This window comes from Methanobrevibacter oralis (assembly GCF_001639275.1).
GTDB classification, from domain to species: Archaea; Methanobacteriota; Methanobacteria; order Methanobacteriales; family Methanobacteriaceae; genus Methanocatella; species Methanocatella oralis.
In genome coordinates this window covers 13,411-28,169 of the sequence record NZ_LWMU01000054.1, presented here as the reverse complement: position 1 = coordinate 28,169, position 14,759 = coordinate 13,411, and the positions used below count along the sequence as shown (strand labels likewise).

General features: G+C 27.9%; 14 protein-coding genes, 1 pseudogene and 1 riboswitch. Of the genes and pseudogenes, 7 read left to right on the top strand and 8 right to left on the bottom strand.

Annotated elements, in window-relative coordinates; all coding sequences use genetic code 11:
- Positions 1 to 294 precede the first annotated feature (294 nt).
- Positions 295 to 1,419 carry a helix-hairpin-helix domain-containing protein gene (locus MBORA_RS03915; protein ID WP_042694694.1) on the top strand — a complete coding sequence of 375 codons (1,125 nt, stop codon included), beginning with the start codon at positions 295 to 297 and terminating at the stop codon, positions 1,417 to 1,419.
- On the opposite strand, the gene MBORA_RS03910 is transcribed toward MBORA_RS03915, so the two are convergent.
- The 3 genes and pseudogenes from MBORA_RS03910 to MBORA_RS03900 all read right to left on the bottom strand — a co-directional run bounded on the left by MBORA_RS03910 (position 1,416) and on the right by MBORA_RS03900 (position 4,709).
- Positions 1,416 to 2,108: a hypothetical protein gene (locus MBORA_RS03910; RefSeq protein WP_042694692.1), complete on the bottom strand. Its 693-nt coding sequence runs from the start codon at positions 2,106 to 2,108 to the stop codon at positions 1,416 to 1,418. The two genes, MBORA_RS03915 and MBORA_RS03910, sit on opposite strands and share 4 nt — an antisense overlap.
- Positions 2,109 to 2,184: 76 nt before the next feature.
- A pseudogene (locus tag MBORA_RS03905) lies at positions 2,185 to 2,949 on the bottom strand (ParA family protein); the annotation flags it as partial.
- A 458-nt stretch (positions 2,950 to 3,407) separates the two neighbouring features.
- Entirely contained in the window at positions 3,408 to 4,709 is a 1,302-nt protein-coding gene (locus tag MBORA_RS03900) for a TrpB-like pyridoxal phosphate-dependent enzyme (protein ID WP_042694690.1), read from the bottom strand.
- A gap of 89 nt (positions 4,710 to 4,798) precedes the next feature.
- Here MBORA_RS03900 and MBORA_RS03895 point away from each other — a divergent pair, with 89 nt between their 5' ends.
- Positions 4,799 to 5,830, top strand: a complete 1,032-nt coding sequence (locus MBORA_RS03895) for a DUF1786 domain-containing protein (RefSeq protein WP_042694688.1) — start codon at positions 4,799 to 4,801, stop codon at positions 5,828 to 5,830.
- A gap of 1 nt (position 5,831) precedes the next feature.
- A complete protein-coding gene (locus MBORA_RS03890) occupies positions 5,832 to 6,491 on the top strand; it encodes a PHP-associated domain-containing protein (RefSeq protein WP_063720256.1) in 660 nt (219 codons plus the stop codon).
- A gap of 9 nt (positions 6,492 to 6,500) precedes the next feature.
- Here MBORA_RS03890 and albA read toward each other — a convergent pair whose 3' ends face one another.
- Together albA and MBORA_RS03880 are read right to left on the bottom strand one after the other, a co-directional pair.
- The gene (gene albA / locus MBORA_RS03885) at positions 6,501 to 6,773 is read right to left on the bottom strand and encodes a DNA-binding protein Alba (protein ID WP_042694686.1); all 273 of its coding nucleotides are present in this window, start codon (positions 6,771 to 6,773) and stop codon (positions 6,501 to 6,503) included.
- A gap of 79 nt (positions 6,774 to 6,852) precedes the next feature.
- Complete coding sequence (locus MBORA_RS03880; protein WP_063720255.1) at positions 6,853 to 8,385, bottom strand: 2-isopropylmalate synthase; 1,533 nt, start codon at positions 8,383 to 8,385, stop codon at positions 6,853 to 6,855.
- Between the two features lie 100 nt (positions 8,386 to 8,485).
- On the opposite strand from MBORA_RS03880, the gene MBORA_RS03875 reads away from it, so the two are divergent.
- A complete protein-coding gene (locus tag MBORA_RS03875; RefSeq protein WP_042694684.1) occupies positions 8,486 to 9,202 on the top strand; it encodes a sugar phosphate isomerase/epimerase family protein in 717 nt (238 codons plus the stop codon).
- Here the strand turns inward: MBORA_RS03875 and MBORA_RS03870 are convergent.
- On the bottom strand, positions 9,199 to 9,993 hold the full coding sequence (locus MBORA_RS03870) for an HAD family hydrolase (protein ID WP_042694682.1): 795 nt from the start codon (positions 9,991 to 9,993) through the stop codon (positions 9,199 to 9,201). The genes MBORA_RS03875 and MBORA_RS03870 overlap by 4 nt on opposite strands.
- A gap of 96 nt (positions 9,994 to 10,089) precedes the next feature.
- Here MBORA_RS03870 and gatA point away from each other — a divergent pair, with 96 nt between their 5' ends.
- The 3 genes from gatA (at position 10,090) to MBORA_RS03855 (ending at position 13,475) form a co-directional block, all read left to right on the top strand.
- Positions 10,090 to 11,460 carry an Asp-tRNA(Asn)/Glu-tRNA(Gln) amidotransferase subunit GatA gene (gatA, locus tag MBORA_RS03865; protein ID WP_042694681.1) on the top strand — a complete coding sequence of 457 codons (1,371 nt, stop codon included), beginning with the start codon at positions 10,090 to 10,092 and terminating at the stop codon, positions 11,458 to 11,460.
- A 114-nt stretch (positions 11,461 to 11,574) separates the two neighbouring features.
- Entirely contained in the window at positions 11,575 to 13,065 is a 1,491-nt protein-coding gene (locus tag MBORA_RS03860; protein WP_063720254.1) for an AAA family ATPase, read from the top strand.
- Positions 13,065 to 13,475, top strand: a complete 411-nt coding sequence (locus MBORA_RS03855) for a hypothetical protein (protein ID WP_042694680.1) — start codon at positions 13,065 to 13,067, stop codon at positions 13,473 to 13,475. Before MBORA_RS03860 ends, MBORA_RS03855 begins: the two co-directional genes overlap by 1 nt.
- On the opposite strand, the gene ribB is transcribed toward MBORA_RS03855, so the two are convergent.
- A complete protein-coding gene (gene ribB, locus MBORA_RS03850) occupies positions 13,472 to 14,155 on the bottom strand; it encodes a 3,4-dihydroxy-2-butanone-4-phosphate synthase (protein ID WP_042694678.1) in 684 nt (227 codons plus the stop codon). The genes MBORA_RS03855 and ribB overlap by 4 nt on opposite strands.
- 42 nt (positions 14,156 to 14,197) lie before the next feature.
- Positions 14,198 to 14,324, bottom strand: a riboswitch (FMN riboswitch).
- A gap of 46 nt (positions 14,325 to 14,370) precedes the next feature.
- Positions 14,371 to 14,745, bottom strand: coding sequence for a DUF120 domain-containing protein (locus tag MBORA_RS03845; protein ID WP_063720253.1), 375 nt, complete (start codon positions 14,743 to 14,745; stop codon positions 14,371 to 14,373).
- Positions 14,746 to 14,759 lie beyond the last annotated feature (14 nt).

Here is a 14,759-nt window from a genome sequence, read left to right as displayed (position 1 = left end):
ATTAATAACCATAACAAATCAAATAAAGCAATACTATTAAATAAATATTAGTTAATAGAATTAACCATTATAAATACTTAAAATTATAGCTAAATTAAAAGTTTTTATAAAAGAAATATTGAAAACCATTAGCTTGACAGCAATGGAATATTATAAAGCAATGGAATATTATAAAAATAGGCACTTTCAAAAACTTAGAGAATTTAATATTTATATTTATATTTTAATGTCATGTATTTTATAAGTACAACAAGAAGAATATTTTATTAATATAAAAATAATAAATGATAAAATATGAGTAGTTTAGAAAAAATGAAAATTTTAACAGATTCAGCTCAATATGATCTTTGTGATTATGTAAATCATGATAAAAGTTCACAAGTTAATTTACCTGGAATTTATCATGCTACTGGCCATAACGGATGTGAAATACCTCTTTTTAAAACATTAATGACAAATAAATGTAAAAATGATTGTAAATATTGTATCAATCAAGTTAAAAGAAATTTTACAAGACTTGAGTTATCTCCTGCTGAGTTAGCAAAAATCTTTCTAAATTATTATAATAAAGGAATTGTAAATGGATTATTTTTAAGTTCTGGAATTTCAGGTAATGAAGAATCTACAATGGAAAAAACAATAGAATGTGTAAATATACTAAGAAAAGACTATGGTTACGATGATTATGTACATTTAAAAATTGTACCTGGTGCATCAAAAGATTCTATTAAAAGAGCAATGGCTCTTGCAAATAGAGTTAGTCTCAATATTGAATCTGCTACATCTTCAGGATTAGCAGAGCTGTCTTCTACAAAGGATTATAATAAAGATATATTGAAAAGATTAAGTTGGATTGATTCACTACATGATAAAAGTACAACTTATCCAAATTCTACTCATACTACTCAACTTATCGTTGGTGCAAACTCTGAAAGTGATATGGAAATATTAAATAGAATGGAAAAAATCTACAAAAAAACAAATTTAAAAAGAACATACTTTTCTGCATTTACTCCAATTGAAGGAACAGATTTAGAAAATAAGGTTGAATGTTCAACTGATAGAACAAAAATATTATATAATGCAGATAGCTTATTAAATGATTATAAATTTAAACTTAAAGAACTAGTCTTTGATAAAGACGAAAACTTATCACTGCAAAATGATCCAAAAATTATAGCTGCAAAAAATATGGATATATTCCCTGTAGAAATTAATAGTGCGCCATATATTGAACTTATTAGGGTACCGGGAATCGGTGTAAAATCAGCAAAAAACATTATATCTATTCGTAAAAAAATACCGTTTAAAAATAAAGAAGAACTAAAAAAATTAGGTGTTGTTATAGATAGAGCTGAAAAATATATTAAGATTGATGGTGAATTTCAAAGTTCATTAGAAAAGTTCAATTCAATTTAATCATCAAATAAATCCCAAATTTTAGGATATTTTTTAGAAACTGCTTCATCAATTAAAATTGAAGCCTCTTTAGAAATACTAAATTCAGGTTCTGTTTTTCTTAAATATCTAAATACAGCAGCGGATCTAGAGGACCATAAAGTAATTCTCGGATTTTTTTCAACAACTTCTTTGACTTCAGCTACATTTTCTTCGATTTTAAAATCTTGTGTATCTGATAAGCTGTTTTCATTGTTTTTATCGCTAGATATGTCTTCGGATGTTCTTTCACCCTCAATATTTTCCTTTGGTGAATCATTATCTGAGATTTCTTCTTGTTTTTCTTCTTCTCCAACTCCGAAATCTTCATTATTAACAACCTCTTCATTATCTATTATAGATTTATCTTCATCTATTTGAGATATATCCTCGTTATCCTCACTATTATCTCGGAGATTTTCAATTTCATCATTTTTCTCTACAATATCTTCTATTTGATCGTCTTCATTGCCAACTTCTTCACTTTTATTTTCATCAACAGAAACTTTTTCTTCAATATCAATTTCACTAGTAGAATCTACTTGATTTTCACTAGTAGAATCTTCATTTAGAATATCTTCAAGTGATTTAGTAGAATTACTATCAAAATCTTCATCATAAAAATCCGGAATTAATGAATCTAACCCTTTTCCAAGTCCTTTTTTAGCCATTTAAATGACCTCCAGCTTCTCTTTTTAATGTTTCGCCAGATGATTTTGAGTAATATTGAGTACTATCAATACTAGAATCTCTTTCTAAAATTTCTTTAGCTAATTTTAAATAAGCTTTAGTACCAACACTATCTCTATCGTATATTAAACAAGGTTTACCAAAACTAGGAGCTTCAGCTAATCTAATATTCCTAGGAATAATAGTTTTAAATAATAGATTAGATTTTTCAAAATATTTTTTAAGTTCTTTATAAACATCTTTGCTTAACCTTGTTCTTCTATCATATAAAGTTAAGAGAATTCCTTTAATAGGAGTAGGGCTTCTAAGTCTTTTTTCTACTAATTTAATTGTATTGATTAAATCAGCTACACCTTCTAACGCATAATATTCAGCTTGAATCGGAATTAATACAGAATCAGAAGCAACAAGAGCATTAACTGTTATTACGCCTAATGATGGGGGAAGATCAATAAAAACATAATCAAATAATGGAACAATATCTTTTAAAGTATCTCTTAAAACAATATGATAATTCTCTTTTTGACTAAGTTCAATACCTGCACCACTTAGAGATATATTACTTGGTATTATGAACAGGTTTTTAATAAAAGTAGGAATTGTAGCTTTTTTAACATTTATATCCCCAATGAGTGCATCATAAATAGTATTTTCAATTGTTGTTTTATCGATTCCAAAGCTTGTTGTTGCGTTTGCTTGAGGATCCATATCTACAACAAGAACAGATTTACCTATTACAGCTAACGAAGTTGCAGTATTCACAACAGTTGTTGTCTTTCCACAACCTCCTTTTTGATTCATAACAGCTATTACTTCACTCATTACATAATTCTCCTGACTATAAGTATAAAATTATAAGTTTTAACTTTAAAAGAATAATTTTTAAGAAAAAACTTATAATTTAGGAGTGATAAGTTAAAAGGAATAAGTTATAAATTACTTCTTAAATCTAAAAAGTGATAACTTATTATTTATATCTTCTAAGGGATAAGATATAAGTTCTAATTTATAACTTTGATGTAGTAACGTATAAGGAATAAAGTATAAGGGATAAAATTTAAGTTAAAACATCTAAGTTATAAAAGATAAGTTAAAAGAAATAACTTATTAGAACTAACTTTTAACATATAAATTATATTTTATACCTTCTACCTTATAAATTATTTGTTTTCATGTTTAACTTATTAGTTATAAGTTATAACAAATAAGTTAAAAGTATAACTTAATAGATATAAGTTATAAGTTATAAGTAAAAAAATAAAAAAATAATAAGAAAAAGGTTATTTAGCATTTTGCATGGTTCCTTCAAAATAACTTGCATAACCTTTTAAATCCAACATTCCGTGACCAGAAAAGTTCATTACAATAGTTTTTTCTTTACCAGTTTTTTTACATTTAATAGCTTCATCAATAGCCACTTTAATTGCATGAGTTGTTTCTGGTGCAGGTAAAATACCTTCGTTACGAGCAAAACACACTCCAGCCTCAAATACCTCTTTTTGATGAGCAGATCTTGGTTCAATATAGCCTTCTTTAGTTAAAAGTGAAACCTGTGGTGACATACCATGATATCTTAATCCTCCAGCATGAACTGATGGAGCAACAAAGTCATGACCTAATGTAAACATTTTAAGCATTGGTGTAAATCCATTAACATCACCAAAATCATATTCATAACTGCCTTTTGTAAGAGTAGGACATGCACTAGGCTCAACTGCAATAAATTGAGTATTTGAATTTCCATCAATCTTATCTTTGATAAATGGGAATAACGATCCAGCTAAGTTACTTCCTCCACCAGCACAAGCAATCATCACGTCTGGTTCTTCTTCTGCAATTTCTAATTGAGTCTTTAATTCTTGACCAATGATAGTTTGATGTAACATTACATGATTTAAAACGCTGCCTAAAGTATATTTAACTTCATCATTTTCTAACGCTTCTTCCATGGCTTCAGAAATAGCTACTCCTAGAGAACCTGGATGAGAAGGATTTTTTTCTAATATTTCACGTCCAACTTTTGTATTTTCACTTGGAGAAGCATATACCTTACCATTATAAATATCCATGATATTTTTTCTGTCTGGTTTTTGATTAAATGAAACTTTAACCATGTAAACAGTACATTCTAAATCAAGTAAATTACATGCAAGTGATAAAGCAGTTCCCCATTGACCTGCTCCTGTTTCTGTAGTTAGTCTTTCAATTCCTTCTTTTTTAGCAAAATATGCCTGAGGAATAGCTGAATTCAGTTTATGAGATCCCGTAGGGGAAGTATCTTCTCTTTTAAAATAAATTTTTGCAGGAGTATTAAGATACTCTTCCAATCTTTTAGCTCTAGAAAGAGGTGTTGGTCTACCCATTTCCATATATAACTCTCTTACTTCGCTTGGAATTTTAATATATCTATCAGTTGCAAATTCTTGTGCTAATCCTTCTTTAGTAAATGCTTTTTGAAGAGCATTTATTTGATCTTTCCCTTCACTATTTTTAGGTTCCGGAAGTTCAACAGGCAAATCAGCATTAATATTATACCATTTTTTTGGCACCTCATCTGAGGATAAAACAATTTTATTATACATATTATTAAATTATACAATGTACTATTTAAAGCTTTACTGTACATAAATGTACAATAATATTATTATTATAATAAGATATAATAAAAAACATGAGAATTTTAGCTATTGATGTTGGAACTGGAACCCAAGATATAATGATTTATGATACAACAAAAGAACTTGAAAACGCTATTAAACTAGTTCTTCCTTCTCCCCATTTATATATTTCTCAACGGATAAGTGAAATAGAAAATGACCTTTACTTTGATGGAGAAATAATGGGTGGGGGAAAAATTAAAAAAAGTCTCGTAAAACATGTTAAAAAAGGCTATAAAGTAGTTATGGAAGCTAATTGTGCTAAAACAATTAGAGATGATTTGGAACAAGTTAAATCTTTTGGAATAGAAATTGCAGATGAAAATAAGAGTTATAAGGATTATACAAAAATAACTCTTGGAGATGTAAATATTAAAAAATTATCCCAATTTTTAATTTCATATGATTTAGATTTTGACTTTGATAAAATTGCAATAGCTGTTCAAGATCATGGATATAATGAAAATATGGGAGATAGAGATTTTAGATTTGAAAAAATCAGAGAAAAGTTAAACAAACCAGTATCCCCTTTAAAATTTGCTTATCGTGACGATCTTCCAGAATATTATTCAAGAATGCAAGCAGTTAGAAAGAATCTTAAAAAAGAAGGAATAGATGAAATTCCCCTATTAATGGATACTAAATTTGCATCAATTGCTGGAATGTGTTATGATGAATATGCATCAAAATTAAATAGTTATATTGCTATCGATATAGGAAACGGGCATACAACTGCAGCATCAATAGAAAATGGAAAAATTCAAGGGATTTTTGAACATCATACTTCTAATTTAGTTGATGGTAAATCATTAGAAAGATATATTAAAAGATTAGCTAGTGGTGAAATAACAAATAAAGAAGTTTATGATGATAATGGACATGGTGCTCATGTTCTAAATCCAATTGCAAAAATAGAGAGTGTTATTGTAAGTGGACCAAGAAGAGAGTTAATAGAAAAAACAAACCTTAATTGGCATCATGCTTGTCCTGGTGGAGATGTAATGATGACTGGTACTATAGGTTTAATAAAATCGATTGAGGATTAAAATGTTAAAAATGGACTCTCATATACATAGTGAATATTCCCCAGATTCTTTTGCAAAAATAGATAATATATTTAGAAAGGCTATCCAAGAAAATATTAAAATAATTGCTTTAAGTGATCATAATACTGTAGATGGTTCTAAAGTTGCATGTGAAAAAAGTAAGGATTTAGATATACTTGTTGTACCTTCTATTGAAATCTCATCAAGTGAAGGTCATATTCTTGGTTTTGGATGTGAAGAACTCATACCTCGTGACCTTTCTCCTGCAGAAACAATAGATAGAATTCATGATCAAGGCGCACTAGCTATTATACCCCATCCATATTGTTTTTATAGACATGGACTTCTCCATAAAAGTAAAGATAAAAACTTAAAAATTGATGCAATAGAAACAAAAAATGCAAGATTTATTATAGGTTACTGTAATTGGAAGGCAAAAAAATTATCAAATAAGAAAAATCTTCCAGCATTAGGTGCTAGTGATGCTCATTATCATGAGTTTGTTGGTGATTGCTATAGCTTAATTGATTGTGAAAAAGATGTGGATAGTGTATTAAAAGCAATAAAAAAAAATAAAGTTGAAGCACACGGAAACGGAACTTCAAATGTTCTTCTTTCAAAATATTTATTTGAAAAAAATATCTTAAAAAAATTTGAATAAAATAAATTATCAATTTTTTTCAATTAAAATTTCAATAGTTGATACATTAATTTCCTCATCATTATTATTATTCATATGTTCTGTACCAATATCAATATTAATAACTTTAGAATCGGGAATAAATCTATTTTTAACTATTTCAACTGTATCGACAGCTTTATTAATTGCTTTACCTCTAGCTCTAATAGTAACATTTGAATTACCTTCATTAAATCGTGTTACTACAGCTAAGACATAATTCATAACAGGTTTGCTTCCAACATAAATTATATTAACCGCCATAATTACAAACTCCAAGTTATATTTATGAAAAGTATAACATATATAACTTTATTTTCAACTAATAAAAAATTAAAATAAGTCATTCATTTTGGATTAAAAATAACTTATTTATTGAATCAAGAACAGCTAAAATACTAGCCATTACAATATCTTCATTAGTGGACCTACCCATAGATTTATTTCCCTTAGAATCAGAAGTTATGACAAACACTTCGGCTAAGGCATCTGTACCTCCAGTAATAGCTTCAATATTATATTCTTCAAGTTCAACATCCATTGAATCTTGAATTAAATTACGAATAGCATTGATAGAAGCATCAACAGGTCCAACACCAGTACTTGCTGCTTCCTTAATTTCACCATCAATTTTTAATTTAACAGTAGCTGTTGGAGAAACAACTGCTCCAGAAGCTAATCCTAATCCTATTAATTCAATGCGTTTTTCACGGGCAGAACCTAATTCAATTGTAGCAATAGCTATTAAATCATGATCAGTGATGCATTTTCCTTTATCACCTAAAGATTTAATTTGATTAAAAACTCTTTTGAACTGTTCATCGTTTAATTCTATATTATATTCTTTTAATTTAGATTTTAAAGCATTAGCTCCTGTATGTTTACCTAATACAATTTTTCTTTTATGTCCTACAAGGTCAGGAGAAATAGGTTCATAAGTAGATGAATTATTTAAAATTCCATGAACATGAATCCCTGATTCATGGGCAAATGCATTGGCTCCAACAATTGGCTTATTAACAGGCATTTTAATACCAGTTAAACGTCCAACAAACTCAGATAAAGAATATAGTTGTGTTGTATCAACATTAACATTAATCCCATAAGCTGCATGAAGAGTAACAACAATTTCTTCAAGTGAAGTATTGCCTGTTCGTTCTCCCATCCCATTTACAGTTACATGAGCCTGATTTGCACCACATTCAATTGCAGTTAAAGTATTAGCTGTAGCTAATCCAAAATCATTATGAAAATGAACACTAATTGGTGTTTTAAAATTATTTCTTAAATCTGTAATAATTTCATGAGTTATAACAGGAGTTAATACTCCTACAGTATCTGGAACATCTAAAAAATCAGCTCCCGCCCCAATAGCTTCATTAAAGATTTTAAATAAAAAGTCTCGTTCTGTTCTAGTTGCATCTTCTGCAGAAAATTCAACAGTTAAACCATACTCCTTAGCATAATCAATAGCTTCAACAGCTCTTTGAATAACCTGCTCTTTAGACATTTTAAGTTTAAAATTCCTATGTAATGGGGAAGTACCAATAAATGTATGTATATATTCTAAATCCGCATCAACAACTGCATCAATATCCTCTTTTACAGTTCTTGCTAAACCAACGATTTTAGAATCTAAATCTAAAGATTTTATTTTTTTTGCAGATTCAATTTCGCCTTTAGAAGAAGCAGGAAATCCAACTTCTATTTTATCCACGCCAATTTTTGAAAGTTTTTGTGCTATTTGTATTTTTTCATCAACTGTTAGTGCAACTCCTGGTGTTTGTTCACCATCTCTAAGAGTTGTATCAAAAATATAAATCTTATCAGCAAGATTCATATTTTCTTTTTTTAAATTTTCAATATTACTATACATAATATTACTTCCCATTAGTACATTGATTATTAAATTTTATTTTTACTATATAAAAATTATTAACATAAATTTAAAATATATTCAAAGATTATTATTAAATATGGAACTTGGATTTACAACACTTGCTTTATTTATGCATGACCACAAAGAAATCATAAAATTAGCTAAACTACATGGTTTTGAAATAATTGAAATACTTGGAGAAGATCCTTTTTGGGAAAAAGATAAATGTGAATTTAAAGATTGTGGATTAGATATAAAAATTCACTCCACTACCGTAGATATTAATATAGCTAGTTTAAATAAAGGTATTAAAAAGGAAAGTGTAAGGCAAATAATCAACTGTGGACAATATGGTGAAAAGATAAATGCAAGTGCAATAACAGTTCATCCAGGAAAAATTGGAAGAAACGAGCCACATTTACGTGAATGGGCAATGGAAAGGGCAATAGAAAGTATAGGAGAAATAATTGATAATACAAACATTGTTATTTCTGTTGAAAATATGCCTGTTAATCCATCATTCTTAGGAAATACTGTAGAAGAAATAGAAAGAATTCAAAATGAAACTGGATGCTTTTTAACAATAGATACTGGTCATGGAAATACATGTGGTAATCTAGAAGAAATGTTAAGTCTAAAAAATATAAGTTATTGTCATTTAAATGATAATAATGGAATGAAAGACCAACATATAACATTGGGTGATGGAACACTTGATTTAAGCTTACTTAAAAAAATAAATAAAGGAATAATTGAGCTAAATAACTTTGATAATGTATTAAAAAGTAAGGAAATAATTAATAAGATAATTTAAAAATCAATATTAACAATTTCAGAAATATGATTTATTACATAGTCTGATTTATCTAGCATCTTAGGAGAAATTTCTTCTTCTTGTTCTATTGTTAAAACACTAACATCTGCCTGATTAAAAGCAATTAAATCGTTAATAGCATCTCCTACCATCATTACTTTATATCCATCCTTTTGCAAATCGTGAACAATTTCCCATTTTCCAATTGGTGAAACAGACCCAAAGGCATTTTCACGTTTAGTTTCTATAATATCTGCTAATTTATGAATAGCTCCTTTTCTATCTCCTGATGCTATATAAATTTCAATTCCACGAGATTTTAAAACTTTTATTGTGTCAATAACTCCTGAAAATAACATTCCTGCTGAAGTTATTGTATATTCTATTGTAGATAAATCCATATTAATTATTAAAGCAGAGCCATTACAAAGTTCAAATTTTGGAACTTTATCTTTTAAAAGTGGAAATGCATCAATAATATCCGCAATCGTGGCATTTTTTTCATTAAAAAGTATTTGTTTAACTTCATCTTTTGTAAGTTTAGCATTTGTAAAGCTAACATCAAAATCAATATTACATCTTTTAATAACCTCTGAAATCAAGGTATTTTTCGGAATTTTTAAAAGATTATTAGTATCGAATTGAAGAACAACCAATGCTAGTGATGTTGTACCATCAATAATGTCCATAGAATTAATATTCGTTATAAATTTATTATTATTAATATCTTTAATTACCCTATGTCTTTTAACTAATGTTCCAGAATTATCAAACACAATAGCTTTTTTCATAATCTTCCCCTATTTTAAACATTTAAAAAAACAACTATATAAACATTAAAAAATAAAATAAAAATATTATACTAATTACGATAATCAGGTGTTTTAATGAATGTTATTGAAAAATTAAACTCAATAAAAACAGGAGAAATAACAGCTAAAGAAAATGTTGAAAGCTTCATTAAAGTAATCGATGAAAATAATGAAGAAATTAATGCTTTTTTAGAATTAAACAAAGAAAATGCTTTAAAACAAGCCAAAGCTATTGATGAAAAAATAGCTAATGGTAAAAAAGTAGGTTCTTTAGCAGGATTAGTATTCGGAGTAAAAGCAAATATTAATGTTGAAGATTTAATTGTTTCAGCTGCTTCAAAAACATTAGAAAATTATATTGGAAGCTATAATGCAAGTGTTGTTGAAAAAATTATTGCAGAAGATGGAATAATTATTGGTCTTTTAAATATGGATGAATTTGCAGCTGGAAGTTCAACAGAAACTTCTTACTTCGGACCTACACAAAACCCGGCTGCTATAGGTAGAATCCCAGGTGGTTCAAGTGGAGGAAGTGCTGCTGCAATAGCGGCTAAAATGTGTGATATTTCAATTGGTTCTGATACTGGTGGATCAATTAGAAACCCTGCATCACATTGTGGGGTTATTGGATTTAAACCTACATATGGTGCAGTTTCAAGACAGGGTTTGCTTGATTTATCTATGAGTTTAGATCAAATTGGACCATTAGCAAATGATGTAAGTGGAATTGCACTTGCACTTAACACTATTGTAGATTATGATGAAACAGAATGTACCACTTTAAATTGGGATAAACCTGATTTTACAAGCGTGATTGAAGATAACTCTCTTGAAAATATGAAAATAGCTATTTGTAAAGAATTTATTGATGTTACTGATGATGAAATCAACAAAACTGTTAATAAAGCTATTAATAAATTGGTTGATGGTGGAGCAGAACTTGTTGAAGTAAGTTTTGATTATATAGATCTTTGTCTTCCAACTTACTATTTAATTAACTATGTAGAATTTTTCTCTGCTACTAGAAAATATGATGGAAGAGATTATGGTTATAGAATAGAAGAAGTCTGTGGAGACGAAGTTTTAAGAAGAATTAAAATTGGTTCTCACATTGCACAAGCTGAATTCAGTGGTAAATATTATAAACAAGCACTTAAAGCAAGATCTGTTATTAGAAACGAAATTAATTCAATGCTTGAAAATGTAGATTTAATTGTAGGTCCGACAGTTCCTAAGTTACCACATAAAATTGGTGAAAAATTAACACCAATGGAAATGTATGCTTATGATATATTAACTGTAATCGCTAATTTAGCAGGAATTCCAGCTGGAAGTATTAAAGCTGGTGAAGTAGATAATATTCCTGTAGGATTACAATTACAAGCTAAACCGCTAGATGATTTAAAAATAATAAAAGCTATGAGTGTTTTACAAAATACTCAATGAATTCTTTTTTTTCTAAAATTACCCATTATTAATAAAATACCAATTTTACACTTGAAATCTATATTTAAAATTTAATATTAATAAAATATAATAGAATATTCAAGGAGTTATTTTATGACAAAAATTGGAATCACCTACATAAATGGAGCTGTTCCCGGATTTGAAGACTTTGGAAATTTACCAACAGACATTGTTAAAGAAAATGGGCTTGTTAATGGGAACAAAGCAAGTAATGAGCTTGATGCTTTAATAATTCCAGGTGGTACTCTTATTGAATCTAATGATATTAACATGGATTTAAATAAAGAGATTAAAAAAATGGCTAATGATGGAAAAGCTATTATTGGAATTTGTGCAGGTTTTCAACTTTTATCTAATCAAATAAATATTGGTAGAAAATCGGAAGTGCCTATTATAAAAAAAGGTCTTGAAATAATAGATGTTAATTTTTCACCATTAATTACAAGTGATAGGATTAAAGCCAAAGTTTTTGATAATTCATTTATAACAAAAAATCAAATTGAAGATGTTGATGGTTTCCATACACACACCTATGGTAAAATTGAAGGATATGCAAAACCTTTGTTTTATTCGAAGGTTCAAAGAATGAATTATGGAGATACCAATGAAAAAGGTGATTATAATATCTTCTCAGGTGCATGTAATGATGATGGAAATGTAATTGGTACAATGATTCATAACATATTAGATGAAAACCCAATTCTTTTAGAAAATTTAATAAATTATATGGACATTAAAAATATTGATAAAATCTACAATAAAAATCTAAAAGTAAAAAAATATCTCCAAAAAGAAATTGGAATAAACACGAATATAAAAATAAAAAAAACCACACCAAACAAAAAACCTAAATATTTAATGATTGGAAGTAACGGATCTGATAGCGGAAAAACATTTATAATGACTGGACTTGCTGGAGCTATTAGAAAAAAAGGTTATAAAGTAGCTTTATTAAAAGTAGGACCAGATGTTCGAGATATAATTCCAGGATTATACTTAACAAAAGGAAAAATGGAAAATTTTTCTTCGATAAAAATTGGACACTTAGGCTGGAAAAATATCAAATCTACAATAGATATGCTAAATAAATCAGATTATGATATTGTATTAATAGAAGGAGTTATGAGTGTATTTACAGGTATTTTAAATGAAAAAGTACCTTTTTCAGCTGCTGAAATTGCAATGTCATCAAAAATCCCAATGATATTAGTTACTGGAGTTAATAAAGGAGGAATTGAATCTGCAGCTATTGACTTAGTTTCACATGCAAATATGCTTGAAACATTTGGAGTTCCAGTAAAAGCAATAATATTAAACAAGGTATATAATGATAATATATTTGACAATGTAGTTCCATATATTAAAAATAATACAAATGTAGACAATATATTGAAACTTCCAAAATTAAAAACAGGTGGAAGAGGATTTATTCCTGAAGTTGAAATAAGATATGATTTATTTACTAAATATGCACTTGAATTAGTGGAAAATAATTTAAATATCAATGATATAATAAATATGGCTTGTGAGATTGAATTTAATAAAATATTTACATTTGAAGAAATTAAAAATAAGATGATATAATGGCATTAAATTTAGGACTTGAAAAAGGAGTTAAACTATCAAAAAAAGATAAAGCACGTCTTATGAAAAAAATAAAACAAGGATGGAAAGCAACATGTTTAGTTCCTGATTATGGATTTGATGAATCTAACAATTTAATATTAAAATCTGAAAATATCCGTAGAATAATAAAAAATGTAAAAATTGAAGAAGATGGAATTTTTATAGAAAAAGCAATAGAAAATGATAAAAATTTAAAAATTACATGGAACTCAATAAGTAAAATATCAAATTCAAAAGAAATGCGTGATGGACTTAAAATAGAATTACATAATGAGTTATCTATTAGTTTTAGTATTTATAATTCTTATAAAGTAAAACAGATAACCCAATACATTGCAAATTATATTTTTGAAAAAGCAAATAATTAGATATTTAAATATGCATTTATAATATCTTCGCCTTTAAGTAAAACTAAATTGTTTTTCTCAGCATATTTACATGCATCTTCAATAGATGTAGCTTTACCTGTTTTAGAATCCATCATTTCACAAACAACACAAACTGGAGTTATACCTGCCATTTCACACATTGCAAGACCAATTTCTGTATGACCTCTTCTATTTTTAACTAAACCATCAGCTCCTCTTAAAAGACAAACATGACCAGGAGACCTAAAAGTTTTACCAAAATCCTCAAATCTTTCTTCTTTCATCATCTTTGCCATTTCACTAATAGTTGTTGCTCTATCAATGTCTGTTATTCCTGTAAATGACTTTCTATGATTTACCCAAATTGAAAATGATGATCTCTCATCATAAGGAATATCATTAGGTGTTAATTTTTCTAAATCAGGATATTTTTCACAAGCTGCTTGCATAATTTCTGTCATAAATGGTAATTTAATAGCATCACAATAATCAGAATGCAGACAATTACAGATTAAACCACCTGCATAATCTCTCATAGTAGCTATTGATTTAGGAGTTACAAATTCAGAAGCGATAATCATATCTACTTCTCCTTCTCTATCATCATCATCAAAAACTAATATAAATTCACCATTTCTTAAAGCTTCAAAACCTTTTTCTAAATCTGTTTCATGATTCATAGTAATACTTCCTTAAATACTATAGAACCAGGGCTAAAATTAAACAATTCTCTTTCATCCGGACTATCACCGTCGGTTTTGGAATCTCACCAAATCAACATATTATGCTCGTGGACTTATATTAAAAATCACCACCGGTGGAGAATTTCACTCCGCCCTGAGAACGTGTTTAAACGGTTTATCAATCATACATTAAATATTTTGTGGTAAAAAAATTAAAATTCTAAAGAAACAATATCCCCATCTTTAAGAAATAATTTATCTCTAAGCTTATCTTTAGCTATAAATTCTAGATAATTTTCTTCATGAGTTGTTTTAGCTGGAAATACAATAGCTCCATTAATTTCATCATTCAACTTCGCTTCAATATATTTAACAGCTCCAAAACCTTCATCAGGTTTAATAATGTTTTTACAAGTGTTTTTTATTTCATTAATCTGTGATAAATATTTATCAGGAACAATGACATTTAATGTACCTGGATAAGGGACAAATCCACAGTTTTTTTTAAAGTTTTCAATATAAAATTCTTGTGATAAAAAAAATGCTGCTTTTCCAAATCCAGATGTAACTTCACCTTTAATTTTCATGTATGACCTCTTTT